At 61.4% G+C, this 24,901-nt stretch carries 23 protein-coding genes and 1 pseudogene; 4 read left to right on the top strand and 20 right to left on the bottom strand.

What is annotated here, in order from left to right:
* Window positions 1-8: 8 nt before the first annotated feature.
* The 4 genes from ABIE52_RS27700 to ABIE52_RS27685 all read right to left on the bottom strand — a co-directional run bounded on the left by ABIE52_RS27700 (window position 9) and on the right by ABIE52_RS27685 (window position 4,081).
* On the bottom strand, window positions 9-1,073 hold the full coding sequence (locus tag ABIE52_RS27700) for an acyl-CoA dehydrogenase family protein (RefSeq protein WP_064443760.1): 1,065 nt from the start codon (window positions 1,071-1,073) through the stop codon (window positions 9-11).
* Entirely contained in the window at window positions 1,070-2,197 is a 1,128-nt protein-coding gene (locus ABIE52_RS27695; protein ID WP_064443759.1) for an acyl-CoA dehydrogenase family protein, read from the bottom strand. Before ABIE52_RS27695 ends, ABIE52_RS27700 begins: the two co-directional genes overlap by 4 nt.
* Before the next feature lie 58 nt (window positions 2,198-2,255).
* Window positions 2,256-3,404, bottom strand: coding sequence for a TetR/AcrR family transcriptional regulator (locus ABIE52_RS27690; protein ID WP_031330833.1), 1,149 nt, complete (start codon window positions 3,402-3,404; stop codon window positions 2,256-2,258).
* Between the two features lie 122 nt (window positions 3,405-3,526).
* Window positions 3,527-4,081 (bottom strand): TetR/AcrR family transcriptional regulator, encoded by a 555-nt coding sequence (locus ABIE52_RS27685; RefSeq protein WP_021332060.1) that lies wholly within the window; start codon window positions 4,079-4,081, stop codon window positions 3,527-3,529.
* A gap of 185 nt (window positions 4,082-4,266) precedes the next feature.
* Between ABIE52_RS27685 and ABIE52_RS27680 the strand changes: the two genes are divergently transcribed.
* A complete protein-coding gene (locus tag ABIE52_RS27680) occupies window positions 4,267-5,508 on the top strand; it encodes a cytochrome P450 (RefSeq protein ID WP_064443758.1) in 1,242 nt (413 codons plus the stop codon).
* Window positions 5,505-5,873 (top strand): limonene-1,2-epoxide hydrolase family protein, encoded by a 369-nt coding sequence (locus ABIE52_RS27675; RefSeq protein ID WP_064443757.1) that lies wholly within the window; start codon window positions 5,505-5,507, stop codon window positions 5,871-5,873. Before ABIE52_RS27680 ends, ABIE52_RS27675 begins: the two co-directional genes overlap by 4 nt.
* A gap of 5 nt (window positions 5,874-5,878) precedes the next feature.
* Here ABIE52_RS27675 and ABIE52_RS27670 read toward each other — a convergent pair whose 3' ends face one another.
* From ABIE52_RS27670 to ABIE52_RS27620, 11 genes are all read right to left on the bottom strand, one after another.
* Complete coding sequence (locus ABIE52_RS27670; RefSeq protein ID WP_371595045.1) at window positions 5,879-7,264, bottom strand: lipase family protein; 1,386 nt, start codon at window positions 7,262-7,264, stop codon at window positions 5,879-5,881.
* Window positions 7,264-8,547: a hypothetical protein gene (locus ABIE52_RS27665; RefSeq protein WP_082920598.1), complete on the bottom strand. Its 1,284-nt coding sequence runs from the start codon at window positions 8,545-8,547 to the stop codon at window positions 7,264-7,266. The genes ABIE52_RS27670 and ABIE52_RS27665 overlap by 1 nt, the downstream gene beginning before the upstream one ends.
* 296 nt (window positions 8,548-8,843) lie before the next feature.
* On the bottom strand, window positions 8,844-9,902 hold the full coding sequence (locus ABIE52_RS27660) for a hypothetical protein (protein WP_228401300.1): 1,059 nt from the start codon (window positions 9,900-9,902) through the stop codon (window positions 8,844-8,846).
* A 1-nt stretch (window position 9,903) separates the two neighbouring features.
* Entirely contained in the window at window positions 9,904-10,503 is a 600-nt protein-coding gene (locus ABIE52_RS27655; RefSeq protein ID WP_042453547.1) for a signal peptidase I, read from the bottom strand.
* An 8-nt stretch (window positions 10,504-10,511) separates the two neighbouring features.
* Window positions 10,512-11,117 carry a SipW-dependent-type signal peptide-containing protein gene (locus ABIE52_RS27650; protein WP_021332053.1) on the bottom strand — a complete coding sequence of 202 codons (606 nt, stop codon included), beginning with the start codon at window positions 11,115-11,117 and terminating at the stop codon, window positions 10,512-10,514.
* Between the two features lie 9 nt (window positions 11,118-11,126).
* On the bottom strand, window positions 11,127-11,867 hold the full coding sequence (locus ABIE52_RS27645) for a signal peptidase I (RefSeq protein ID WP_021332052.1): 741 nt from the start codon (window positions 11,865-11,867) through the stop codon (window positions 11,127-11,129).
* A complete protein-coding gene (locus ABIE52_RS27640) occupies window positions 11,864-12,406 on the bottom strand; it encodes a hypothetical protein (protein WP_019745195.1) in 543 nt (180 codons plus the stop codon). The genes ABIE52_RS27645 and ABIE52_RS27640 overlap by 4 nt, the downstream gene beginning before the upstream one ends.
* A 26-nt stretch (window positions 12,407-12,432) precedes the next feature.
* Window positions 12,433-12,933: an alternate-type signal peptide domain-containing protein gene (locus ABIE52_RS27635; RefSeq protein WP_003939763.1), complete on the bottom strand. Its 501-nt coding sequence runs from the start codon at window positions 12,931-12,933 to the stop codon at window positions 12,433-12,435.
* Window positions 12,934-13,151: 218 nt separating this feature from the next.
* Window positions 13,152-14,093, bottom strand: a complete 942-nt coding sequence (locus ABIE52_RS27630) for an Ig-like domain-containing protein (protein WP_082893093.1) — start codon at window positions 14,091-14,093, stop codon at window positions 13,152-13,154.
* Between the two features lie 722 nt (window positions 14,094-14,815).
* Complete coding sequence (locus tag ABIE52_RS27625) at window positions 14,816-16,411, bottom strand: amidohydrolase (RefSeq protein ID WP_192712228.1); 1,596 nt, start codon at window positions 16,409-16,411, stop codon at window positions 14,816-14,818.
* Window positions 16,408-17,367 (bottom strand): DMT family transporter, encoded by a 960-nt coding sequence (locus tag ABIE52_RS27620; protein WP_192712227.1) that lies wholly within the window; start codon window positions 17,365-17,367, stop codon window positions 16,408-16,410. Before ABIE52_RS27620 ends, ABIE52_RS27625 begins: the two co-directional genes overlap by 4 nt.
* Before the next feature lie 51 nt (window positions 17,368-17,418).
* Between ABIE52_RS27620 and ABIE52_RS27615 the strand changes: the two genes are divergently transcribed.
* Window positions 17,419-17,976 (top strand): TetR/AcrR family transcriptional regulator, encoded by a 558-nt coding sequence (locus tag ABIE52_RS27615; RefSeq protein ID WP_192712226.1) that lies wholly within the window; start codon window positions 17,419-17,421, stop codon window positions 17,974-17,976.
* A 208-nt stretch (window positions 17,977-18,184) separates the two neighbouring features.
* The gene (locus ABIE52_RS27610; protein WP_192712225.1) at window positions 18,185-19,825 is read left to right on the top strand and encodes an ABC-F family ATP-binding cassette domain-containing protein; all 1,641 of its coding nucleotides are present in this window, start codon (window positions 18,185-18,187) and stop codon (window positions 19,823-19,825) included.
* Between the two features lie 68 nt (window positions 19,826-19,893).
* Here the strand turns inward: ABIE52_RS27610 and ABIE52_RS27605 are convergent, their stop codons facing one another.
* The 5 genes and pseudogenes from ABIE52_RS27605 to ABIE52_RS27585 all read right to left on the bottom strand — a co-directional run bounded on the left by ABIE52_RS27605 (window position 19,894) and on the right by ABIE52_RS27585 (window position 24,865).
* Window positions 19,894-20,382, bottom strand: coding sequence for a nuclear transport factor 2 family protein (locus tag ABIE52_RS27605; protein WP_030535188.1), 489 nt, complete (start codon window positions 20,380-20,382; stop codon window positions 19,894-19,896).
* A gap of 26 nt (window positions 20,383-20,408) precedes the next feature.
* Window positions 20,409-21,723: pseudogene (locus ABIE52_RS27600) on the bottom strand (MFS transporter).
* Between the two features lie 76 nt (window positions 21,724-21,799).
* Window positions 21,800-23,257, bottom strand: a complete 1,458-nt coding sequence (locus ABIE52_RS27595) for an FAD-dependent oxidoreductase (RefSeq protein ID WP_003940616.1) — start codon at window positions 23,255-23,257, stop codon at window positions 21,800-21,802.
* Window positions 23,254-24,036: an SDR family NAD(P)-dependent oxidoreductase gene (locus ABIE52_RS27590; protein WP_039973229.1), complete on the bottom strand. Its 783-nt coding sequence runs from the start codon at window positions 24,034-24,036 to the stop codon at window positions 23,254-23,256. Before ABIE52_RS27590 ends, ABIE52_RS27595 begins: the two co-directional genes overlap by 4 nt.
* Window positions 24,029-24,865 carry an SDR family NAD(P)-dependent oxidoreductase gene (locus ABIE52_RS27585; RefSeq protein ID WP_007731420.1) on the bottom strand — a complete coding sequence of 279 codons (837 nt, stop codon included), beginning with the start codon at window positions 24,863-24,865 and terminating at the stop codon, window positions 24,029-24,031. Before ABIE52_RS27585 ends, ABIE52_RS27590 begins: the two co-directional genes overlap by 8 nt.
* Between the last annotated feature and the right edge of the window lie 36 nt (window positions 24,866-24,901).

Raw genomic sequence — 24,901 nt, 5'->3', positions numbered from 1 at the left:
GGTCAGGATTACAGCTTCAATGTCGGTTCTGGGTCGGTGATCAAGCGGTGCAGTGACGGCGACGCCGCTACGGCCTCTCCTAGTTGCGTCGCACTCGCGACTTCGTCGCCGAACTCCGATCGCCAGGCGTGCAGTCGACGCGTCAGTTGTTGCAATCGGTATTCGCGGGTCATGCCGATTGCACCGTGTGCCTGGTGGGCGGCGCGGACGCTCACGAGCGCATTCTGCGAAACCACCAATTTGGTTGCGCTCACTTCGAAGTCGGCGTCGCCTCTGATGAGTGCATGTGCAGTGCGATCGACGGCCAGCGTGGACATCGAAGCCATCTGAGCAAGCGTCACGATATGCTGCTGGACTGCTTGAAACTGCGCGACGGGCCTACCGAATTGCACCCGGTCGGACACATAGCGCCGGGTCAACGTCGACGCCGACTCCATCGCTCCCGACATCTGCACCGAGCGCAAGAACGCGCCGAGCTTGCTGAGAATCCGGGCATCGACCGGGTTGTCGCCGTCAATGGTCCGCGCTTCGGAGAACGTCAGGCTCTCACGCGGTTGCCCCGCAAGATCCGTCCCGCCACCGATCTCGGCGTCGGAGATGTCAAGGAGTACGACGCGATCACCGAGAACTGCTGCCAGCACTGATGCGGCACTACCCCACGGCACGTCGTGAAAGGTTCCCGACAGGAAACCGTCGTCGGTCCGGCGCACATCGTCGCGCGGCGAACCCGGGGCGACCGTTGCGATTCCGGAGGGCACGGGTAACCCGCCCGCTGTTGCCAGCCTGCCCGCGAGGTACGTCTCGGCGAGCGGCAGCGGCGCAGCGTGCCTCGCCGCCGCGCGCTGGACAGTCACGGCGTCGAGGAGCGAGCCACCGGAACCACCAACCGATTCGGGAAGACCGACCAGAGGTAACCCTAGTTCGACTGCCGCGCTCCATAATCCGGCGGGCAGACCGCCGATCTCCGCCTGCGCTACCACCTCGGTGCCGGACTTCTCGGCGAAAAATTGCTCGACCATCGATTCGAGGTCGGCGTCGAATGTATACGCGTTGATCTGTGACCCCGAATTCATCGGTCCAACCCTTTCATGATCACGGTGCGGAGAATTTCGTTGGTACCGCCGCGAATCGACCACGACGGCGCCACCAGCACGGCCCGGGCGAGCAGCGACTCGTACGGATCGTCGGATGCAAGGTCCGGAGCCCGGCCGAGGTGCCGCGCGACGGTCGCAACACAGTCCTGTTCGAAGCGTGTTGCCATCTCCTTGATCAGCGCGGCCTCCGTGACCGGCGAGCGACCGGCGTCGACCATCCGTGCGATGGACAGCGACATCCCGCGAAAAGCCCAGCAGCGTGCGGTAATCGAGCCCAGATCGGCGAGGGCAGCTGGACCGCCTTGCGCTGCTTGGTTGGCCGCGAAGTTCTCGAGGACCGGCATCAGCGACATCCAACGGTCGACGCCACCTCGCTCGAGTGCGAGTTCACCGGTGTTTTGTCCCCAGCCCGCTCCGACGTCTCCGAGGCGACGCGAATCCGGCACGAAAACATCCTGGAACGACACCTCGCAGAAGTCCTCACTACCGTCGATGAACGGAATGGGTGAGACGGTCAGGCCCTCGCTGTCGCGATCGACGATCAGCTGAGTGAGTCCGTTGTGCTTGTCTGCCGAGGTTCGAAGCAGGGCGAGTATGTGTGTGGCGTGGAAGGCGCCGGTGGTCCAGATCTTGGTGCCGTTGACTTTCCAGCCACCATCGACACGTTCGGCGCGAGTGCGCACCGATGCCAGGTCCGAACCCGAGTCGGGCTCACTCATCCCGATCGAGAACGAGAACTCACCGCTCGCGATACCGGGAAGGAAGGACCGCTTCTGTTCTTCCGTGCCGTTGGCGGCGATGCTCGGACCCGATTGTCTGTCTCCGATCCAGTGATAGCCGACCGGCGCTCCCCGCGCGAGAAGTTCTTCGACGACGACCAATCGATCCACTGCTGACCGTCCGCCCCCGCCGTATTCCTTCGGCAGCGACATGCCGAGCCACCCACGTCGACCCAGATCTCGCGAGAACACCGGATCCACCGCCCCGGCCATCCCGAGTCCGAGCGAGTAGGTACCGGGGGTGAGTCGCTTGTCGAGGTACTCCCGCACTTCAGCCTGAAGAGCAAGCTCCTCGCTCGTCAGTTCTGTTGCATCGAAACGCATGACGTCTCCGATCAGTTTCGTGAGTCGATCCGCCGCCCGTGGCGCTTACCCGAATTTTTCATGCGCCCAGCAGCAGGGCGCAGCCGATCTCGAAGAGTCTGTCCGACAGGTCGTCGCGACGGCGAAGCCGGCCGATTCGGACGGCGTTCTCCACAACTGTCAAAGTGGCATTGACGGTGATCCTGGCGGTGGCGGACTCGAGGCCCGGACGGACTTCTTCGAGCATCTTGACCCATAGCGCGACGTACTCACGTTGATTCTGTTCACACGTGCGGCGGAACTTGTCCGGTAATTGGTCGAGTTCGCTGATCAACAACCCGATCAAATGACGCTCGTTGATCGCGAAATCGATATGTGCGGCAAGCAATCCGGACAGCGCGTCCTCCGGGCCGGTTGCGGCGCCGAGAGCCTGTGCAACGCCGAGCCGGCGACGCTCGCCGCCCCTCGAGACCGCGGAGATCAGCAGGTCGATCTTGGCATCGAAGTGGTTGTACACATTCGGGCCTGTCGTTCCTGCAGCCTCACCGATGTCCTCGGTATTGACTGCTTGATATCCACGCTCGTCGAACAGCCGAATTGCTTCGGTCAACAAGAGTTCACGTCTGGGTATCACAACGGGCAGGTGACCCGTTGCCGCCACGACTTTCACTTCTGAGCGACCCAGTTCCGCGTATGCAGCGCGGTCTGCCAACTCGACAAGCAGCAGTTCCATCTGACGCCTCGGCAAGGACACTCGATGCGAAGACACACTGTTGAAGACTGCGATGACAGCCCAGGCGAGCAGATAGCTGTCTTCCTCGTCGAGGTCGGGACGCTCAATTCGGATCAGCACTGCATCGCGCGAAGCTGCACTCTTGAGGGTCGAACGCATTTCCTCTCGTTGCTCGTCAGGCAGATAGCGTGCCTCTCGCTGCCACAGGAGCGACAGACCCCGACGTTTGGACACCGATGCCGCAAGTTCGGTGATCAGTGTTTTCAGATCCTCGGCACCTGCGACCCGATCGTAGAGCGATTCGATGCCTGCGTTGACCGCGGCGTAGAGGAGATCCGGCTTGTTCTTGAAGTGCCGATAGAGCGCAGGTGCCGTGATTCCAACTGCAGCAGCCACCTGAGCGACAGACACGTTGTGATAACCGTGCTCACGGAAAAGCTCACCTGCAGCCGCAAGAATCTGCTGCTTACGGTCGCGGGGCCTGCGTACGACCATCGTGACTCTCTCCTTCGCGGCAGCGGACAAGCTCAGAGTACCGAGCCGAGGAATGAAGCAATGAACCGAACCGTCTACAGCAGCGACGATCCGATGCACCGTTCACGAACACGGAATCCCGCTCAGGAGTAGATGAACGACTCGACCATCCCTCGTTCGGCGGCCCTGTCTGCAAGAGGCCACGCCAACAGCATCAACACGATCCGAACCACCCACTGCGACTCTTGACCTTCAGGATCCAATCCTGCAAGTTCCAGTGCAGTACGCGGGAGCAACGGCGAGGACACGAGATACTCGTCGATTCCGTTGGCCCGCGCTGCCGCAAGGCCGTGGCTCATGGCAGCGTCGGATCTGATCGCGTCGACGGCGACGAGGATCGACTCCACGATGCGCTCGTCGCCGTGCAGTGATTCGACGGCAGTCGCGACCTTGCTCGCCACGGATGCCGCGCCTCGTGACAACAACCCCTCGCGGATCGCGGACTTGCCACCTACGTAGCGGTAGAGCGTTGCCCTCGAACAGCCTGCGCGGGCAGCGACGTCGTCGGCGTTGAACCGATCGAATCCCTGTTCTCGAATCAGCTCTGCCGCAGCCGCGAAGATGCGCTCGGTTGCGAGTTCACGGCGGTTACCGCCGGCCAACCAGTCGGCGGCGCGGCGCTCGTTTGCACCGGTCACTCTCCGTCACCTCGTCTCACTCTGAGACAGATTCAATCAGAAATCTCAAGGCTACGGAAGGCCGCGAGCCTCTGAACTGGGAGAAGTACGAGGGGGTTGAAGTGCGTGAGATTTTCTCAAAATGCCAGTTCAGAGGCATTTTCCACCTGTTGACTTCTCCTCGACGGCCGTGAAATCTTCCCTTCGTGACACTATCGACGCTCGACATCAACCCTTTCCTGCCGTCGAACATCGACGACCCGTACCCGCTATACGACGTACTCCGGCGCCGGCACCCCGTGTACCGCATTCCTGATACCGACTTCTATCTGGTGTCCACGTGGGAATTGGTCACCGAAGCCGTTTCCCGTACCGACGACTTCTCCAACAACCTCACCGGCGTGCTGGTTCGTACACCGGACGGTTCGGCCGTGACCTTCGACATGAACGGCGGCGGCCAAGCTGTTCACGTTCTCGCGACTGCCGACGAGCCCGACCATCAGCACCAGCGCAAACTTGTCTTGCCGACACTGGTCGCCAAACGTATACGAGCACTCGAGCCGGTGATGACCGAGTACACGCAGCAGTTGTGGGACAACGGCTTCGACGGTCGACGGATCGAATGGGTCACGTCGGTAGCGGACACGCTGCCGCTGCAGATGGTTGCCACGCTGATCGGCCTGCCGGCACACGACGTCCCCCAATTGCTGGCGTGGTCGTACGACAGCACCGAACTTCTCAGCGGCATCGTGACCGCAGAACGGTTGACAGGCGTCGTCACCTCGGCGGCCGAACTCACCGGGTACCTCTACAGCAAGTTTCGTGAGGCACGGGCTCACCCGGTGGATGATCTACTCGGAGACCTCGTCCGTTGCTGTGACGCAGGCGAACTCAGCGAAGACGTGGCCGTGCTGATGTTGGTGCAACTCGTCGGTGCGGGTGGCGAATCGACCGCCGGACTGATCGCCAACTCTGCACGGTTGCTCGCCGAGCGCCCTGAGATTCAGACGCAGCTGCGCGAGGACCCTCTACTCGTGGGCGCGTTCCTGGAAGAAACGCTCAGGCTCGAGTCACCCTTTCGCGGACATCACCGACATGTCAACGCGGACACGACACTCGGTGGCATGACACTGCCCGCCGGCAGTCATCTCATACTGCTGTGGGGTTCGGCGAACCGCGACCCCGAGTCGTTCGTCGAACCACAGGTGATGAACCTCGACAGAGTCAATCCCCGAGCACATTTCGCCTTCGGCAAAGGAGCACATTTCTGTGTCGGGGCCGCGCTGGCTCGTCTGGAAGCAAAGATCGCGATCGCAGTCCTTCTCGAAAACAGTGCGCACTTCACAATCGATTCCGAATCCCCACCCCGTTGGGTCCCCAGCATGTTCGTACGCCGCCATCAGCGTGTGCACCTGAACGTCTCACCACACCGAGAGGTCACACCATGAGTCCCGAAGAACTGGTCACTGCTTTCTGCGCCGAGTGGAAGATGGGTAGCGCCGAGACAATCGCGTCGTACTTCAGTGAAGATGCTGTCTACCATAATATTCCGATGGCCCCGATCGTCGGACGCACCGAGATCCTGAATTTCCTGGAAGGCTTCATTTCGGCCTTCGGTGGGATCGAATTCACGATTCATCACCAGTACGCCAACGGTGCGACTGTACTCAACGAACGGACCGACCGATTCGACCTCGGCGACAAACACGTAGTCCTGCCGGTTATGGGGATCTTCGAGATCGTGGACTCGAAAATTGTTGCATGGCGTGACTATTTCGATCTTGCACCGATCAACAAACTGCTGGCCGGGTGACTCGCTCAGTTGTCGAAGTTGTGCGCTATCCAGTCGATCGCCTGCATTCCGAACAGATCAGTTCCCCAACCGTATGGATCCGTGAATGCGCGGTCCATACTGCAGTCGGTGGGCTGGTAGCTCACGTCGGTCCCTCCACTCCTGTACGTGTCCGCCAGTTCTCGCGCATCAGCTGCCGGTACAAGTGACATCGGGGAGTCGTCCTTTGCGCACGACGTTATCAATACCTTCGACGCCGGAGCACCGTGGCCCAGTACGTTGTCGTCGTACGCGCGCTGGAAACTGGGTTCTGTGATCGGATCGATCCCCGGCTCGAAAAGGCTCGCCAGCGGTACGAACGGAAGCGTGAAGTACGCCGGCATCTGGCACTCATCCCGGTACACGTCGGCAATCGCTCGGCCCACGGGATTGAGCTTGTCGTTCAACTTCATCTCGGGGTACCAGGGTTCGAGGCCAAGGAGCGTCGCAAATCCGAAGCCTGCGCCGACCGAGGAATCTGTTGTCTCCATGAATGTTCGGGGCTTGATCACCATGCCCTCGAGGACTGTCGAGACGATATCGAGTTCCGGCGCGTAGGACTGCGCAGATTCTGCGGCGAATGCCGAACCAACTCCACCACCAGCGATTCCGAACAACGCAATCTCCGCATCCGGATTCAGCTCGGAATCCTGCAGCTGAAATGCTGCGCGCACAGCATCCAACTGCGCGTGCCCCGCGAACTTGCCCGCGAAGACGCCGTGAGGATCACGGTCTCCGTTGTTCCCGACGTCGGAAATTACTACGGCATAACCTTTTCCGAACATCAGCGCCAGCGGACCCAAGGCCGACCAGGAGGCGCCGTCCAGCGGATCACCGCCCGTCCAGTGCGAACTCGGATGACAGTAGCCGCCGACGCTGTCGTTGGCCTCCTGGTAGCTGATGACTTTCTTCTCCGATGCCGGTGTTCCGTCGATCGGGATCATCATGATCCCGGTGCTCACCACCGGCGTCGAACCGTCGATTCCAGTTGTGACGTACATGATCTTGTAGGCGTCGAGCTGTCCCGGTTTGTATCCCGTGAACAGTACATCCACCTTCTTCGACTTCAGGAGGTCACCGGGACGCTCGACGCCGGTCAACACCGGCTCGTCGTAAAACGGATCATCGGCGGTGAGCGCAGTGAAGATCTCCTCTTCCGATGCGAACTCCCCCGACCTGAGCGCACCGACCGTGAACCCGTTGAAAATCTCTCCCAGAGTTGGAGTATCGGTCCGAAACTCCTGGGATACCGGAGCTTGCGCGTCGTCTGGAACACCACTGTCTGGGGCCTCGGCCCCAGCAGTCGCAGGCAGAACCAGCGCAACGGTCAGCGCTACCAGCGGGGCAAACCTTCGAAATCTGGCACCCGACATCACTGAACCGTCACTTTCAAACTGGAGAGGGCCGATTCGAGCGTTTGTGGGAGGGTCACCATCGGGCGGTGACTCTCCAATTGAATTTCGTAGGGAACACTCAATGTGGCTACGAGCCGTGGCCAATCTTCTTCGACCATCGCTCGGTACTTCGGCAAGAGCTGCGAGGTGATGTAGTCCCACCGGTCCTCGTACACCGACCAGTTCCAATCCGGTAGGGGCAGTGTCACTGTCGCGGTGCGTCCGTCCGCCAGTGTTGTCGCGAACTCGAGAGACCGAAACGAGCGAGGCGGTACGACGCCGGCGACCGAAGGTGAACCGGCGACAGTCGATGCGTAAGTGATCGCCTCTCCCACATCACCTTTGTAGGCGCGCACGGTATCCCACTGGTCGCGGATGATCATCCCTTGCTCACGTTGGAGCAGTGCTACGTTCCCACGTGCAATCCGATTCGAATCGCCAGAGGCTACATCACGCCAGGCGTCCATGACATCCTGACCGAACAATCCGGCACTCTGCATTTCCTCCAGCGCGGGAAGTCCTTCATCCACGTATGCCTGATGCATCGGCATCAGATCCGAGAAGATGTTCTTCTGCATCACCAGGATCATCCCCAGCACATAATCCAAGTCGTCCGCTGTGACGTTCCTGCCCACCGCGGCGAGTGCGCGCAGCCCTGCCGGCAATTGGTTCAGCGCTTGCACGCCAACCTGATCCGTGACCTGAGAAACTATCGAATTGGAAACATTTTGCAGATTCGGAAACGAGTACATGTCCGCCATCAGTTCGAAGTCGATCAGTCCTCCGCCGAAGTCCGCACCAACCTGTCCGCCCATGCCCGCCCACTGCAATTCCGGGTGACCGAGTTGCAGATCCTCGTAGAAGCGGTACGACTTCACCAGGTTCGTGCGATTGGCCGACACTCCGGCGCGCGGATTCCACGATGACAGATCGATTCCGGCGGCTTCCGTGGCAGCGACCAATCGATACTGAAACAGCAAGGCCGCATGGGATTCCGGACTGCGACCACTGGCGCGGGCTTCTTCCACAAGGGCTTGCAAGGTGCCGAGATCAGTCGGCAACGCGGGATGGACACCGCCCGGACCGTGTTCGGCATTCCGATTCACCAAAGGCAAATTCACGTACTCGTCCAGCTCGGACGCCGACGCTGAAATCTGTACCGAGAGCAACGCGGACATCGCCAGCGCACATGCCGTCGCGGCTGCCAATACGTCGCGCGCCCAACGACGTCGCCGAACACCTGCCCCCAGGTTCATCCGCATATCGATCCCTGTACTCAGGTCGGCATAGCCCCAATCGACGCCGACACCAAACACTTACTTTGCAGTAAGATAACTCGAGCCCCGAATAAGTGCCAATCCACTGCGAACGCTTCAGGCATCTCTACACGTCGTTGCCGTCTGCAGTTGGTTATCCAGTTCACGGGCGGCCGAAACCTCTCCAGCGGGCGACCAGCCGGTTACCTGATTGCCCGACACCGTCGGAACATGCGCAGCTACGACTGTGCCCCCGGGTCCGGAAACTCGGGGGCACAGTCCAGACGTCGAGTGATTGGCCGCTACCCGAAGTCAGGCATGTTCTGCCCGCTGTCCTTGTAGAACTTCCATGTGCCGTCCTGCGGTGACTCCATGATGCGGTAGACCTCGGTTGCCCCGACAATCCACAACTGGCCGTTGTACCAATGCAGAGTGGAACCCGATTCCACACGGCCACTTGCGAGTTCGTTGCCGTCGGCGTCGACCACTGCAACCCTGTTACCACCCGCAGTCCAGCCGCCGGTGAGGCCGCCACTCTCGACTGTGTCCGTCAGAACCGGCTTCGGATCAGCCGAGGGAGTGGTCTCCGGCGACGTGGTTTCCGGGGTGGTCGGTGCCGGAGTTGTCGTGCTCGGTGCCGTCGTGGTCGTGGCCTCGGTGGTGCTGGTCGGCTCGGTAGACGTTGTCGGATTGGCGGTCTCGCTCGTGGACGGAGCTTGGGTGGTGGTCGTCTCCAACGCATCAGGCTCGTTCGGCACCATCGCTTCGGCCTGCATCCTGCTCAGAGGGTTCGCCCCGTTGGGTGCCGGTGTCGCCGGATTCCAGGTGTTGGTATTTTCCCAGGCCTGGTTAGCCAATTGCGGACCACGATTACCCTCGCATTCGGTCCTGTTACTTACGAGGTCCTTATGGGTTATCTCGACAGACGACATGAAACCAGATGAGATTGCCGGCCCGTTCACGGTGTACACCCGCGCCCACATCACATTGCGACTGCCATGGGTAATTCCACTGATGGACGTTTGGCTCGCCGACAGATTATCCGTTCGAACGATGTAGCTCGGATCGGATTTCCTCACGAAAACCACCTTGTACCCCGTGACACCTGGAACCGCGGGCCAGCTCAGGTTTGCTCTACGTCCCAATAGGTCTGCTCCTCCCGACGTCGAGCAGTTCACAGTCGAGGTCAACGGCGTCGGATAGAAGTTGCCCGTCGCCACCTGTGCGCCAGTCGAATTGACCACGTCAGTTGGATTTGCCAACGTCCCAGTGGCCTGAGCCAGACCGAAAGCCATTGCAGCAGCGCCGCCGACAGCGATCAACGACCGCAGCGACTTCATGCGGGTGCTAGCCCGTCGCATTTCAATCATTATGAGCCTCCTGAAGCTCCCCGCAGGTTTCGTCAGCATCGACGCGGGCGTCATTTGTAGTGGCGGCGCGGGCATTCTCCAGACGCCGGTCTTTAGTTCGTCCAAATGCGATGACCAGCACCGCGCCTACCAATCCGCCGCCAAGGAAGGTTGCGAGCGGGCTGGAAAGCCAAGCAACGACATAGCCGAGCCCGCCGACGCTGATGAACACTCGGTCGGCCTCGGTGATGGTGTAGGGCAGTCGATCAGCCACATTGTTGGCATCGCCCTTGAGCGTGGCGAGCACGGTGTCCGCTCCTGCCGATTCGAGTTCGACCACGCGGTGGGTGATGCGCACGCCTTGGTCGTTGTCGACGCTGATCACGTCGCCGACAGCCAATTCAGTTGCAGGCACGGTCTTCGCCAGCGCCAGCGCACCGGTGGAAATTGCAGGTTCCATCGAACCCGAGCGAAACACCAGTGGTTTGATCCCGAATATCAGGGACGCGAGAGTGGCGATTATGCAGATGAGCCCGGCGACCGCAGCCACATTCAAGGCAATTTCCTTGCCACGACTGCGTCCCACGCTCACCTCCTCATCGGTGCTGTCCATCGCGATGATCACTGCCCCGTTGCGGTGAAGTTGAAGCCCAGATCGGCGATCTTGAACTGCTCCGTCTGACCCGCGGTCGAATCGACGGTCACCTTGATGCACACCTGCTCCGAAACACCGGCAGCGAGTGATCGGCCAGAGACGAGTGTCGGGTTCCCGGAGAACGCTTGCTGCGTCCCGATGATCGGTCCTGAACAGGTACTGCCGTCGTTGGCGCCGGTCTGATGTAGGGAAACCTTGAGCTTCCCGATCAGCGCGGACGAACCCGTGGCCGTTGCCGATACCGCCCACTGGAAGTTGGCAGTTCCGGTGTTCTGAACCGTCAATGCCCCAGCCTCACTCTGGCCTGGCAGCATGCTGTTGCGCTTGAGTTCGGTGAATTGGTGTGCGGGCCGCTGGTTGTCGACTTTCAGCTGGACCGACGAAGTGCTGAACATGCCGGTGGTCGCAGTAGCGCTGTCGGACCACGCCGCCATCGTGCCGACCGCTCCGAGGCCCAGGACCATGCCCAGTGAGAGCACGGCCCGGGTCCGTATCCAACCGGTCTCGCCCAGACGGCTTCGCATCCGCGCCCCGAGACGCGCGTCGCCGCCCGATTTCTGTTCTGTAGACATTCTGCTGTCCTATTTCGATTCGGAGGTTGGTGCCGATGGATCGGCGGGCAATACCGGCGCGCCGAGTTCAGGGCCGGAAAGAGTCGGGTCTGTGCCACTTTCGTCGTCACCGGCCTTGCCCCGCTTGTCGCGGATGCCACTGACGACCATCCACACGGCATATACAGCCAGGCCCGCAGCTACGCCTGTGGTGAGAATCGAACGCGATTGCCCGTTGATCACCGAGTTCACCCGGCCCAGATACGGCACCGAGTAGATGACCCGACCACGGATCTGCTCGGGCACCAGCGACCACGAGTCGGCGACGGGGTTGTTGTCGCCGCGAGTGTGGATGCGACGCTCCCCTTCCCCCGTGTAATAGATGCCTTCGATGCGGTGGGTGACCACCGCTGGATCGCCGGAGACGGGCTGGAACGTGATCACGTCCCCGGTGGTCAGATCCTCGTTGGGGGTCGGCTTGACCACGATGAGCGTGCCAGGGGGCATGGTCGGTTCCATCGAACCGGTGAGAACCGTGTACGCGGTGGAGCCGGTGAGTCGAGGGATAACGACCATCACCGCGAGAATGCCGACCATCAGCAGCAGCAGTACCCACGAGACGATGGTGCGAGTCCACCACCATAGGGTGGTCTTGTCGTCTCCGCCTTGTTCGGGATCATGTTGCCGCTCAGATGTTTCCACGTGTGCGCTGTGCCGGGGTCGATACTCGGCACGTTCGCCTGCACGCCGGCTTCTCGCGGTGACGGTCATGACTGGCTCACTGAGCTTGCGTCGAAAGTGAACGTCGCGTTGGACTGCTGGCTCGCTGCCGCGCCCTGGCCCAGCGTGGCCCGCAGGCACAACACCTGCATCTGCCCGGCCGGAACCAGCTGTTCGGAAAAGGCCGCGCCGTCCATCGCACCGTTGTAGAGCTCAGTGCCCACGTCGCCAGTGGCGGTGCAGGCCGCCTCGTTGGCTACCTTGGCCACGCGCAGGCTCAGCGGCGGTGGGGTCGCGCCGTTGAGTACAACATCGGAAAGCACGTAGTTCATCTGCACGTTGCCGGAGTTGATCACCGGCAGTGGCATCTGAATGCTGTCGCCCGGGCCCTTGTTGTCCAACTTGAACCCATCGAGGTTGAACTGCTTGACCCCTTCTCCGCCGGCAGAGATATCGAGCATGCCTGCCTGGATAGTGCCGCCGGTCGATTCTGCGGTATCGCGCCACAGCGCGCCGGTCTGCTGCACCGAGACGAACCCGATGAGCAGAACCGACGACGCTGCGATCGCCCATTTGTATTGGGTCTTCACGTGACCTTCTTCTGGTTACGGATTAACTACGGGGTGAGCGTCTGCTCGAGGGTGACCGAGGCTCCCGACAGCGTGGCTGCCTGGCCAGCGCCGTCCGTGTTGGTGGTGTCCGGCTTGAACGTGATCGTCGTGGTGATATCGCGCGTGCCAGTGCCCGCGGAGACGCTCGCGTTCTGACCACCGGCAGTCGCGACCTCCAGCTTGCTCGCGAGAGCCCCGGAGATTCCGCCGACGGTAGGTGTCAGCGTCGCCTTCAGGTTTGTGCCGACGAGGGTGTAGTTGTACGTGGCGGTGTAGGTGAGTACGTCACCGGGGACAATTTTGTCGCTGGCCGGGTTGAACGTGTTCGCGCCGAGCTTCCATACGCCGGAGCCGGCCGCTTCGCTGATCGTCATCGAGCCGGCATTGACGGTCTGGCTTCCGCCAGCGCCGGTCGACGCGTTCCACGCAGCCATGGTTCCGGCACCACCTGCGAGCAGAACAGCAGCCGCACCTGCGGCGATCGCACCCTTTGTGGTCTTGTTCATCTGGTATTCCTCCTGTGCAGTTCGCGGCGGGACATCCGACGCGCTTGGTTGAGCCCGGGCCGTGCGGATGTGCACTCCGGTGAAACAGCCCCAGGAAGGGGCATGGGAAATGAAGCCGCCGAATTGAATTCGGTGACCGAGAAGGTTGGCGATGCGCGGAGATGGTCGAGATCGCCCCGTGCATCGCGAGGTCTAAGTGGCCGGTTGGGCCGGAGTGGTTATCCGCCGAGGCTGCCGAACAGGTCGAGACTTCCGAGCGAACCGGTGCTACTTCCGAGCGAACCGCTGCTGCTGCCACCTGGATCGGTGGTTTTCGCCGTGACCTTGACCGTGACCGCCGTGGAGGCGGGGCTGGTCCCACCCGCATTTGTCGCCGTGGCGGTGATCGGATGACTGCCGGGCGTGGTGATCGTCAGGTTGCAGCTGAAGTTCCCACTCGTATCCGCGGTGGCGGTGCAGGTGGCGCCGCCTCCGGTCACGGTGACGGTACTGTTCGGCTCTGCCTTGCCGGAGACCTTGACGGGTGTGCCCGCCTCTACTTCGGCCGAACCCAGAGTCAAACCGGTCGGCGCACTGGGAGCAACAACGACGGGCTCGCCCTCCACCAGGACGAGACCCCAGCCGGGGTTGATCTCGTATCCCTGCAAAACTTCGCCGGCAGGGATGCCAATCATGAAACCAGCCATCACGTTGGCGTTCTGTGCGAGAGGCGTTTTCACCAGCTCGATCCGCGTCGACGAATTCGCATTCGGCCCGATCACGAACTGCTGGCCGACCTGGCCGTCGAGCTTGCCCCGCACTGTCGCAGTGCCGCCGCCCGAGACGGACCAGCTCTCACTGAAAAGAGTGAGCGTGGCAGGAAGGTCGCAGACATTACGAACGTTGAAGGCCAACTGCGTGCCCTCGTCACCGGGGATCGGGATGTAGTCGGTTCCACTGGGATCGAAGGCCGCCGGCTTCACCCAGGGTCCACCGTTCTGGGACATCTCCAGGCACTGGTCAGTGATGTCGTCGCCCGGGGCGGCCGCGGCGCTACCAGGTGCAAGCAGCGCACCCGAGGTCGCGAGGAGCAGTGCAGCCGGCAGAGCCGCCAACACAGCAGTGGCGCGCCGGGGGAGACGGGATTCTCGTCCGTCCCCGACCGGGAAAAATCGAGGCATGTGAAGACTCATTTCGTCTGTCCCGTTGCCGGGCATTGGGTGAAGAGATGGCGGAACGAGGTACATCCGCCATCGGTGCCAAACATGTTGCAGAAAGCTTGCGAGCCGAACCGTGACGCTGTGCATGCCCTCGCTCATACATAGCAACCGCTCCGCTTCGGATCAATTTTTATCACACGTATCAGCTTTTGTGGCGGTTTTACTGGTCAAACGTTCAGAAGGAACTTCGACATCCCTCAAGGGCTAATTCTGCACCCTGACCAGTACCGTTAGAAATAGTTAGCTGTGCATCGCAACTATTTACCAAAAAGTGTTCTGCGATCGAACGGGCGATTCATTCCGATCCAAACAAGAACAAGTTCTAGATACTCTTGGTATGTCCGGGAGTCCACGAACGAACTCGCCGAGAACAGCGACCCTCGAGCAAACAGAAGGATCGAGCCGTTTCGAGACCCCCGCATTTCGTCCACTAGCGCCACGGACACGGGCGCCATCGATCGCTGCGCCCCGCCGGATCGGCCGGCCAGGACAAACTCTCGCGCGCTCCGAAACCAGCACTCCACCAATAACTTTGTCCGACCATCGAATCGCGACTGCCCGTTCTGCATCCAAAGCTGTGGGCCGGGAAGCAAATTCGCTCCCCGGCCCACGTGCATCTACAGTTGCGAAGCCGGTAAGGAGTTGACTACCGGCACCCAATCCCAAGGTAAAACGACGAGCATCTACGCCCCGAAGACGGTCTCACCTCCGACAACCGTGCGCAGGACCGACAGTTCATTCAAGTCTGTCGATTCGCTGCGCAGCGGATCTCCGTCGAGCACAACAAAATCCGCCAAAAGTCCCACCGCTATCCGACCTTTGTCCGATGACTCACCGGTGAGACGAGCGGCTGCGCTTGTGTAGCCGGCCAGCGCCTCGGACGCGGAAACCCGTTGCTCCGCACCCAGAACATGACCTTCTCGCGTCACACGATGTACGGCGGTGTTCATCGTGAAGAGCGGGTTCACTGGAGTGACAGGGCAGTCGCAATGCAGCGCGTAGGCAAGCCCCGCCGCCACGACCGACGCCACGGGGCTGATCCGCTCGCCGCGACCCGGTCCGAGAAAACGATCGCGGTGCCGGTCACCCCAGTAGTAGACGTGGTTCACGAAGATCGACGCCACCACCCCGAGTTCGACCATCCGCGCGATCTGATCTTCCCGCAACGTCTGAACGTGCTCGAGGCGATGCGAAACTTCGATGTCCGGGTGCGCCGTCCGTGCCGCTGCAATTGCGTCCAATGCAAAATCGATGGCCTGATCACCGTTGGTATGAATCGCAACCTGTCGGCCGGCGGCGTGATGTTCCTCGACGAGTGCCCCGAGCGCGCCTGCCGGGATTGCCATTCCGCCGCAGTGGCATCCGCCCAGATCGTGGTACGGCGCGGTCAGCGCAGCGGTGTGCAACTGAATCGACCCGTCCGAAATGAGTTTGACGCCGCCCACACGAACTCGCTCGGTCGGACCGGCGAGTTCACCCAACTGATCGTGAACCCCGTGGCCGAGATAGAGGCGCGCACGCAGCCTCAAGTCACCATCGGCGTCGAGTTGCCGGTACGCCTCGTACATCTCGGCCGTGACGTACATGTCGTGGAAACTCGTCACGCCCACCGACGCCATGACTTCCTGCGCCCGCAGCATCGCGATCTTGGACGCATCCGGGTTCATATCCGGAACAAGTCCGTGCACCAGAGACATTGCCGGAACCTCGCACAGTTCACCGGTGGGTACACCGTCGCTGTCCCGAACGATGACACCACCCTCCGGATCGACCGTGGTGGCATCGATCCCGGCCTTCTCCAGTGCGACCGAGTTGACATAGATTCCGTGAGCAGACAAGTGCCGCACCAGAATCGGATGATCGGTGGAAGCCTTGTCCAGATCAACCGCGGTCAGGCCTCGATCTTCCGCCACGAGGCTATCGTCGAAGCCCCACGCTTCGATGGGCTCGCCAACTGGTGTGATCGCGGCCCGCGCGGCCAACGCCGTGATCAACTTTTCGATGGTCGGGCACGTATTCGTCGTTGCGTCGACCCCACTGAGCATCAAACCCCACATCATCGGATGGAGGTGCATCTCGATGAACCCCGGAACAACCACCGCTCCGGCGAGATCGACAACGGAGGTTTCGGAATCGGTCAGCGCCGCGATCTCGGCGTCAGTTCCGAGGGCGACAAATCTGCCGTCCTTGACTGCCACAGCGGTCGCGTTGTCGCCGACCGCACCGTCCATGGCCCTGATGTCGCCGTTGATGTAGATGTGGTCAGCCGCAGTGGTCATACGCTTGTCTCCATTCGTTTTCCGACAACAGTCGTCGAGGATTTCTTCGCGGGTATCCGCGTCGCCACAACCACTCCGGCCAAAATCATTCCGGCACCTGCAAGTTGGACGAGAGTTGGGGTCTGCGCAAGCATCACCGCGCCGAACAACAGTGCTGACGCCGATTGCAACACGAGGCTGGCGGCGACTGCACTGGCAGGCAGACGCTGACTGGCGCTGGCTACCAGCAGCCACCCGATCACCTGAGATACCAACGCGAGCAGCACAAGCCAACCTTGAGCTACCAGTGACGGTGTCAGATCCAAAGTTCCACTCACGAGGCCGTATGCACCTGCCGTGAGGGCAGTGGCTCCCGTCGAGACGAACATCGGCAACGCCGTTCTGCCCGCCGCCCGAGTAGCCAGACCCATGAGGAAGATGTAGACCGCGTACGCGCCTGCGGCGATCACGGCAAACGACACTCCGACAGCAGGATTCGACCCGGTGAGCGTTGTGCTCGTCCCGGCTACCAGAGCAACTCCGACGAAGAGCAACGGAAGGCTGGCGACCAGTTCCCGGCCGATCCGTTGGCGCAGGACAACGTAGCCGAGGATTGCGACGAACAGCACCTGCAAATTCAGGATCACAGTCGAAAGACCTGCCCCGATCGAATGAATCGACTCGTGCCAGAGCACCAGATCGATTCCGAGGAACGCGCCGGCAAGTAGAGACTTCACGATCCAGGGCGCCGAGATCGCAGACCGGGGTGACCGACGACGCTGAACGAGCACGAGCATGCCGAGAGGGATGAGCGCATAGAGACACCGAAAGAATGCACCCGTCGACGGAGACACTCCTGAGAGTTCGTAGAGCACCGAGGTCAACCCGAGGATGCATGCACCGGTGACGACTACGCGCAGGTCACGACGGCGTAGTTGATCGCCGGACGGCTCGCGTGGCGATACTTCATCACTCATGGTGATAATGTATCACCGACGCGAAGCCTGTCATACAGGGAAGATGCGTGCATGAGAACTCCGGTTACCCGTGAACGCGTGATCGCTGCCGCAGCCAATCTGGTCGACAGCAAAGGCGCCGACGCTCTGGTACTGAGTCAACTCGCCGAGACCCTCGACGTCCGGCAGTCAGCGCTGTACAAACACGTCGACGGGGTCGACGACGTCCACCATCAACTCAGCCTCCTCGCACGCAACCTTCTCGCCGAACAACTGCGTGCCGCCGCGGTCGGTCTCTCGCGCGACGACGCCGTCATGGCGCTCGCGGACGCATGGCGTGCGTTCGTCCGAGTACACCCCGGGCTCTACGCCATCACCGACCGCTACCCCACTGCTCCGCATCCCGATCTGGTCTCCGCCGTCGGCGAGGTGGTCGAGGTCATCAACCGGGTGATCGCGGGATACGGTCTGAGCCCGGATGATTCGGAGCAGGCGGCGTGGTCTCTTCGCAGTGCGCTGCACGGCTTCTGCATCCTCGAATCGGTAGAGGGACAACCGGCCGGCACCGACCCGGATCGGGTGTATCGACGACTGGTCGAACTTCTCTGCGCCGGTATTGCTCGTATGTAGATACCGGCTCCTGTTATCGTCGGATGAAACAACACAGACCAAAAAGGATCAGACATGGTTGGTGAACTCGACATCTCCGGATAAAACCGGGCATGACGGCCACCGGCAGACGCCTCGGAGCGCTGCCGTCGTGGCCATGTTGTCGTTCACTTACCCGACTCTTCGCGGAGCAGCGTTGCCGCGCCCGCACGACACCTGAGGTCTATTCATGTCCGATACCTACATCGTTTGCTCGAATCTGTCTTTTGCCTGGCCGGACGACACTCCGGTCTTCGACGAATTGTCATTCACCGTGCCCGGCGGCCGAACCGGGCTGGTGGCCCAGAACGGCGTCGGGAAAAGCACTCTGCTCAGATTGATCGCCGGCCAGTTGCGGCCGCGCGCCGGCAGTGTGTCCGTCGACGGCGTTCTCGGATACCTTCCGCAGGACCTGCCACTGACGGGCGATCTGACCATTGCCGAGGTCTTGGGCATCGCCCCGACGCTCGCTGCGTTGGACGCAGTCGAATCCGGGGACACACGAGAAGAACACTTCACGACAATCGGGTCCGACTGGGATATCGAGGAACGAACGCGAGCCCAACTCGGTCGACTCGGTTTGGCCGACATGACGTTCGATCGTCGCCTCGACACTCTGAGCGGCGGGCAGGTCGTCTCGCTCGGACTGGCCGCGCAACTCCTGCGACGCCCCGATGTCCTTCTCCTCGACGAACCCACCAACAACCTCGACCTGGACGCGCGCCGCAGACTTTACGACGTTCTCGACGACTGGAGTGGTTGTCTGTTGGTGGTCAGTCACGATCGAGGACTACTCGACCGCATGGACCGCATCGCCGAACTTCACAGCGGCGAGATCAGCTTCTACGGTGGCAATTTCACCGACTACGAAGCCGCGGCACACTCGGCTCGCGAAGTGGCGGAGAAGAACATCCGCAACGCCGAGCAAGAGGTCAAGCGCGAGAAGCGCGAACTGCAGCAGGCCCGAGAACGTGCTTCGCGACGCGCAAGTAACGCTGCCCGCAATCTCGGGAACGCGGGCTTGCCCAAGATCTTTGCGGGGACTATGAAGCGCAATGCTCAGGAGTCGGCAGGCAAGGCCAACGAGACACACCTCGCCCGGGTCGACGCGGCGAAGGACCGACTCGACAAAGCGGGCCGCGCTCTTCGAGACGACCAGACGATTTCTCTCGAATTGCCTGGCACACATGTACCCGCCGGCCGGAGGGTGTTCCTCGGTGAGCGAATGCAATTCGCGTTCGGTGATCATGCGATCTTCGCCGACTCCGGAATCGACCTGGCCATTCGAGGACCGGAGCGTATCGCGTTGACCGGGCCGAACGGCGTCGGAAAGTCGACGTTGCTACGCATCGTCAACGGGGATGTGGCGCCGACTTCCGGTGAGATCACGCGAGCCGACGGTCGAGTGGCATACCTGTCGCAGAGGCTCGACCTACTCGACCCCGCACGCACCGTCGCAGAGAACTTTGCCTTGTCTGCTCCAGGCCTACCGGCACCGGAACGCATGAACATCCTGGCGCGCTTCCTCTTTCGGGGTGCGGGTGCTCATCTTCCCGTCGCTGCACTCTCGGGCGGTGAACGACTGCGGGCTACATTGGCGTGCGTTCTCTTCGCCGATCCGGCCCCGCAGCTGCTTCTTCTCGACGAGCCGACCAACAACCTCGACTTGGTGAGCGTTGCTCAACTCGAAAGTGCCCTGAATGCATATCAGGGGGCGTTCGTGGTGGTCAGCCACGACGAGAGATTCCTGGCCGAGGTCAAGGTCGAACGCTGGCTCAGGCTCTCGGACGGCCGTTTGACCGAGGTCGCCGCACCAGGCGCAGTGGGCTGACACGAGAAGTGAACAGGCGAAAGGCCTTCACACACGATGTGTGTGAAGGCCTTCGTCTGCACTACTGGTCAAGGCGTCCTGGTGTACACCGGATCGTCGAAGGATCGACGTTGCGTCACCCAGTCCGTGGACAGGATGTTCTCGATCACGTCTTCACGGGATTCGTCGAACACGACAATCCGATCGGCGATTCGCCATTCACCGTGGCGCCTTTCGAACCTGTCGACGTAACGGCATTTGATCGTCGCAAGCGTCTGCACCGTATCCGTACCGGAACGCTCTTGCCGCAGAAAGCACAAACAGTACGACTCGCACTGAGCGACATCGCCGTTGACGTCGATCAGTATGTTGGAAATGCAGTGAATCGACGAGTCGATCGTCTTGTGTCTGAGCTTCATGTCTTCGATCAGCCCGTCGACGGTTCCGATGTAACCGCCGTGGTTGTCTATCGCGTCGTCGAAGTAGCAGAGGGCCACGCTGTCGAAATCCTTCCGATCGACGGCCCGAGCGTAGCGATACAGAACTTCGGTGATTTCTTGCTTGTCAGCGAGGGACACGGTCAGGCTCCTGTTCTACCCGATGATCAATCAACCTGCAGTTCAACACCCTTGGTCTCCTTGATGAAGAAGACCGTGACGAGGGTGATCACCGCACAGAAGACGAAGTATCCAGCCGGAGCGAGAGAGTTGCCGGTCAAGCTGATGAGATAGGTGGCGATGAAAGGCGCGGTGCCACCGAGGAACATGTTGGTGACGTTGTTACCCAATGCCAGACCGCTGTACCGCACAGATGCTTTCAGCATTTCGACATAGGTCACGTACGAAGCACCGTTGACAACGGAAACGCAGATGAAGAGCACTGACTGACCGACAACCGCCTGCCAGATGCCAGAACCGGCCATCATCATGAACATCGGGATTCCGAGAACCACTGCGGCGGCACTACCGCGCGAACAGCACCGGCCGACGCCCGTACTTGTCTGCCATGTATCCCGAGATCGGCAACGTGATGACGCCGAGAACCAGTGCAAGAGAAGTGGAAAGGAAAGCAACGCGCGACGAATGACCGCCGGTGGTCTGCAGGTACGTCGCGGCATACACCGAGGCGATGTAGTAACCGCCGGTGATGAGTGCGCCCAGCAGGATGATCTTGACGACGCTGCCACCGGAGGTGCTGAGCAACTCACGGATGGGAAGCTTCTTGGTCTCACCCTTGTCCTGCAGTTCTTCGAACTGAGGAGTGTCTTCCATCTGGCTGCGGATCCAGATACCGATGCCACCGATCAGCAGGCTGAGCAGGAACGGGATACGCCAAGCCCATTCGAGGATCTGCTCTTGCGAGAACACCGACGTCAGGCCGAGGGCCATGAGCGAAGCTGCCAGCGAACCCAGGTAGGTGCCGGTATTGACCATCGAGGTCTGCGTCGCACGCCACCGTTTGGGAGCGGACTCGGAGACGAACGCGTTGGCGCCGCCGAGTTCACCGCCGGCCGCGAAGCCCTGCAGGCAACGAGCCAGAACCAGGATGGACGTCGCCCACACACCCAACGTGGCGTAAGTCGGCAGCAGGCCCATTCCGGCTGTCGCGAGAACCATCAGGAGGATGGTCCAGGACAGCGCGTTCTTGCGGCCGTACTTGTCGCCGATGTGGCCGAAGAAGATGCCGCCGGGCACGCGTAGGAAGAAGGCCACGGCGAATGCTGCAAAGGTACCGAGCAGCGCTGCGTTCGGGTCATGGGAAACGAAGAACAGCGCGGCGATCGTCGTGGCCATGTATCCGTAGATACCGAAGTCGTAGTACTCGACGACGGTACCGACGATGGCCGCGCGAATTACCTTCGTCGTCGACTGTCGTTCGGTTGCCACGCTGCTGCCCTCGGTGGATTCGGCTCTCGCCATGGTCTCATTCTCTGACATGTTGTTCCCTGCCTGGATTGGATACTGACTGGATTCGGTGCCGCGCAGACGTCGGACGTCAGGAGTGCGCGATGGAATGGACCGGTGCGCTCTCAGCGCTGGTCCTGGTGTAATTCGCCGCATTACGTCCCGCTACGCGGCCCATGGTCAAAGCGTTGGCAACCGCATTGCCGCCGCCCACGTATCTCAGTCCGAGGATTCCGGCGCCGGCCTCACCTGCGGCGTACAGACCCTCGATAGGTACTCCGGTGCTGCCGAGCACGGCCGCATCGGTGTTGATCTCCATTCCCGCATGCGTACAGACGAGCTCTGCCGGAAGGATTTTCGCGGCATAGAACGGAGCTGTCGCAATAGGATCCGGATTGCCGACGGCACCCTTGTTCCGCAACGTGCGATGGCGGAGGAAGTCGTCGTCGTGACCGCTGGGCAGTTGGTCGTTCCATCGACGCAGGGTTTGCGCCAACGTCGCAACCGGAACACCCGTAGCCACTGCGAGGTCTTCGATCGTGTCCGCACGAATCGTGCCACCGGCGGCAACTTCTTCCTCGATGCGTTCGGGATTCCAATCCGCATATCCTGGAGCCAGATTCACGCGAGCGTTCTCGTCGAAGATCATCCAACCGTATCCACCCTGATGGTCGATGATGCCGGTCGAGACCGCGTACGAGCTGTCCTCGTCCATGAAACGACGGCCGTCCTGGTTGACGTAGATCCGCGACTTCGGCGGAAAGCCGGCCTGCCAGTGGTGGAATCGCTGGAAGTAGACGGTGGGCAGCATCAGACCCCAGCCGTCGCCCGCCAGGGAAGCACCGAGGTCTTCGGCAAAACGAAGATGGTCTCCGCGGCTCCCCTCGGCGGCGACGACGAACAAGGCCTCTCCGGCCTTGTTCGCGTCCGGGAAGTGGCGTTCCACCAAACCCGGATCTTGCGCGAATCCACCGGAGGCAACAACGACGGCGCCCGCAGGCACCTCGATGTCGTCGGCGACAACGCCGACAACCCGACCGTCTTCCTCGATCAGCTTCTGCACCCGTGTTCCGAAGATGACCTCGATCCCGTGCTTACGACGAGCCTTGTCCAGCACCTGAATCAGTCCGTATCCCTGATCCTTGGGCACGTGGCCGCGCCAGACGTCCTCGACGCCGGCTTGGGCGAGTCCCGGCTGGTGAGCGTTACCTGAGATCGCCGCCGGAATCTCGACGCCGAGTCCGATGAGCCATTCCAGTGTCGGACCGGCGTTTTCGCAGAATGCACGAATCAATCCGGGTGAGAGCATCCACTGGTTGAGGTCCATGTAGTGCTGGAAGAACTTCTCTGCCGAGTCGTCGACTCCGAGGCCGGCCTGCACGCTCGTTCCGGCGGCCGTGAAGATGCCGGCCGACAGCGCGGTGGATCCACCGAGTTCGGTTTCGGATTCGAACAGCAGAACGGATGCGCCTTCTTCAGCTGCCGACACCGCAGCGGCGAGACCTGCTCCGCCGCCACCGATGACAACGACGTCCCAGTGCTCGGTCATGAAAGTTCTCCAGTCTCCGCGATGATGCGGTGGTAAAGACCGTTCGACACCAACCCGCCGTCGACAGTGAGTTCCGTACCGGTGGTGTAGGTCGAACTGTTCGAGAGCAGGAACAGCACTGCTTCGGTGATCTCGTCGAGAGTTCCCATGCGTCCGAAGGGAACCGACTTCAGTGACGCGGCGACGAAGTCGTTCGCGCCGCCGAGCAGCGCCGTACCGACCAGTCCCGGGTGCACCGAGTTGACGCGAATCCCCCACTGCGCGAAGTTACCTGCGGCCGACTTCGACAGACCGGTCAGACCCCACTTGCTCGACGAGTAAGCCGGAGAGAAGTATCCGATCTGACCGGCGATGGACGAGATGTTGACGATCGATCCGCCACCACTCTCGCGCATCAGCGGCGCCACCGCCTTCATACCGTAGAACGGGCCGAAGAGGTTGATCTTCATGGTCAGTTCCCAGATGTCGTTCGGGGTGTCCATGAATTCGAGCCGACGCGAGATGCCGGCGTTGTTGACCAGTCCGCCGAGTTCCCCACGGGTGGTGCGAATTTCGTCGACAACCCGGTCCCAGGCATCGACATCGGTGACGTCGAGAATATGAGCGGACGCCGATCCGCCTGCGGCGACGATGTCGTCGACCACGCCGGATGAATCCGAAACATCGGCAATGCAGACATGCGAACCGCGCGCGGCGAGAGTGCGCGCGTGATGCGCCCCCATCCCGGCAGCACCGCCGGTAACGAGAACGACGCCGGGATATGTCGTGGACTCAGACATGCCGCGAACCACCGTCCACCGCAATGCTGTGCCCGGTGACGTAACGCGCGCTGTCCGAGAGCAGGAACAGCAGCGGGCCGAAGACCTCTTCGGGCGAGCCCAGACGATGCAGTGGTACCGCGTCGAGTGCGTTCGCGAGCGCGATCGGATCTTCCTGGACCCACTTCGTCATCGCCGTGTCGATGTAGCCGGGTGCAATGGAGTTGACCCGAATACCCTTGTCGCCGAACTCCACTGCGAGAGACTCCGTGAGGTGCGCAACGGCAGCTTTCGACGTGCAGTATGCGCCTCTCCCCTTCCGCACACGCAGCGCAGACACCGAAGACATGTTGACGATGGCGCCGCCGGGACCGAGGTGACGTGCCGCCGCCTGAGCACCGTAGAGCACTCCCTCGACATTGACACTCAGCGTTGCGCCGATCTGCTCCGGGGTGATCTCCTCGGCCAGCGCAAACGGGAAGATACCCGCATTGTTGATCCAGAAATCAACCCGGCCGAACTCCTTCAACGCCAACTGCGCAAGCAATTCATGCTCGTCGGGCTTGGTGACGTCGACCCGAGCTCCGACGACGCGACCCGGCTTGTCCGCCAGTGCATTCGATTCGAGGTCCGTGTTGATTCGTGCGGCCGTGGCGAGCATCTGCTCTTCGTTGATGTCGGCGCCGACGACATGTACGCCGCGCGTTGCCAGTCCTTCGGCGAACGTCGCACCCATACCCTGAGCCGCGCCGGTCACCACTGCGACCTTGCCTGCCAACTCCGGGTACACCGCCGACATCTGCGTCACAACGGTACGGCCCGGGTTCGTCTGGTCAGAGCTTTCGGTCATGATGTACTTCTCCTACTGAATATTGTTGTGCAAGAA

It is taken from the genome of Rhodococcus sp. OAS809 (genome assembly GCF_040546695.1).
Classification (GTDB): domain Bacteria; phylum Actinomycetota; class Actinomycetes; order Mycobacteriales; family Mycobacteriaceae; genus Rhodococcus_F; species Rhodococcus_F qingshengii.
The sequence above is the reverse complement of the archived record's forward strand: the minus strand, read 5'-3'. Positions and strand labels throughout refer to the sequence as shown.

Coding starts and splice junctions, on each gene's coding strand:
- ABIE52_RS27700 (WP_064443760.1), bottom strand. CDS start 1,073: ATGAATTCGGGGTCACAGATCAACGCGTATACATTCGACGCCGACCTC.
- ABIE52_RS27695 (WP_064443759.1), bottom strand. CDS start 2,197: ATGCGTTTCGATGCAACAGAACTGACGAGCGAGGAGCTTGCTCTTCAG.
- ABIE52_RS27690 (WP_031330833.1), bottom strand. CDS start 3,404: ATGGTCGTACGCAGGCCCCGCGACCGTAAGCAGCAGATTCTTGCGGCT.
- ABIE52_RS27675 (WP_064443757.1), top strand. CDS start 5,505: ATGAGTCCCGAAGAACTGGTCACTGCTTTCTGCGCCGAGTGGAAGATG.
- ABIE52_RS27670 (WP_371595045.1), bottom strand. CDS start 7,264: ATGTCGGGTGCCAGATTTCGAAGGTTTGCCCCGCTGGTAGCGCTGACC.
- ABIE52_RS27665 (WP_082920598.1), bottom strand. CDS start 8,547: ATGCGGATGAACCTGGGGGCAGGTGTTCGGCGACGTCGTTGGGCGCGC.
- ABIE52_RS27660 (WP_228401300.1), bottom strand. CDS start 9,902: ATGCGACGGGCTAGCACCCGCATGAAGTCGCTGCGGTCGTTGATCGCT.
- ABIE52_RS27655 (WP_042453547.1), bottom strand. CDS start 10,503: ATGGACAGCACCGATGAGGAGGTGAGCGTGGGACGCAGTCGTGGCAAG.
- ABIE52_RS27650 (WP_021332053.1), bottom strand. CDS start 11,117: ATGTCTACAGAACAGAAATCGGGCGGCGACGCGCGTCTCGGGGCGCGG.
- ABIE52_RS27645 (WP_021332052.1), bottom strand. CDS start 11,867: ATGACCGTCACCGCGAGAAGCCGGCGTGCAGGCGAACGTGCCGAGTAT.
- ABIE52_RS27635 (WP_003939763.1), bottom strand. CDS start 12,933: ATGAACAAGACCACAAAGGGTGCGATCGCCGCAGGTGCGGCTGCTGTT.
- ABIE52_RS27630 (WP_082893093.1), bottom strand. CDS start 14,093: ATGCCTCGATTTTTCCCGGTCGGGGACGGACGAGAATCCCGTCTCCCC.
- ABIE52_RS27625 (WP_192712228.1), bottom strand. CDS start 16,411: ATGACCACTGCGGCTGACCACATCTACATCAACGGCGACATCAGGGCC.
- ABIE52_RS27620 (WP_192712227.1), bottom strand. CDS start 17,367: ATGAGTGATGAAGTATCGCCACGCGAGCCGTCCGGCGATCAACTACGC.
- ABIE52_RS27615 (WP_192712226.1), top strand. CDS start 17,419: ATGAGAACTCCGGTTACCCGTGAACGCGTGATCGCTGCCGCAGCCAAT.
- ABIE52_RS27610 (WP_192712225.1), top strand. CDS start 18,185: ATGTCCGATACCTACATCGTTTGCTCGAATCTGTCTTTTGCCTGGCCG.
- ABIE52_RS27595 (WP_003940616.1), bottom strand. CDS start 23,257: ATGACCGAGCACTGGGACGTCGTTGTCATCGGTGGCGGCGGAGCAGGT.
- ABIE52_RS27590 (WP_039973229.1), bottom strand. CDS start 24,036: ATGTCTGAGTCCACGACATATCCCGGCGTCGTTCTCGTTACCGGCGGT.
- ABIE52_RS27585 (WP_007731420.1), bottom strand. CDS start 24,865: ATGACCGAAAGCTCTGACCAGACGAACCCGGGCCGTACCGTTGTGACG.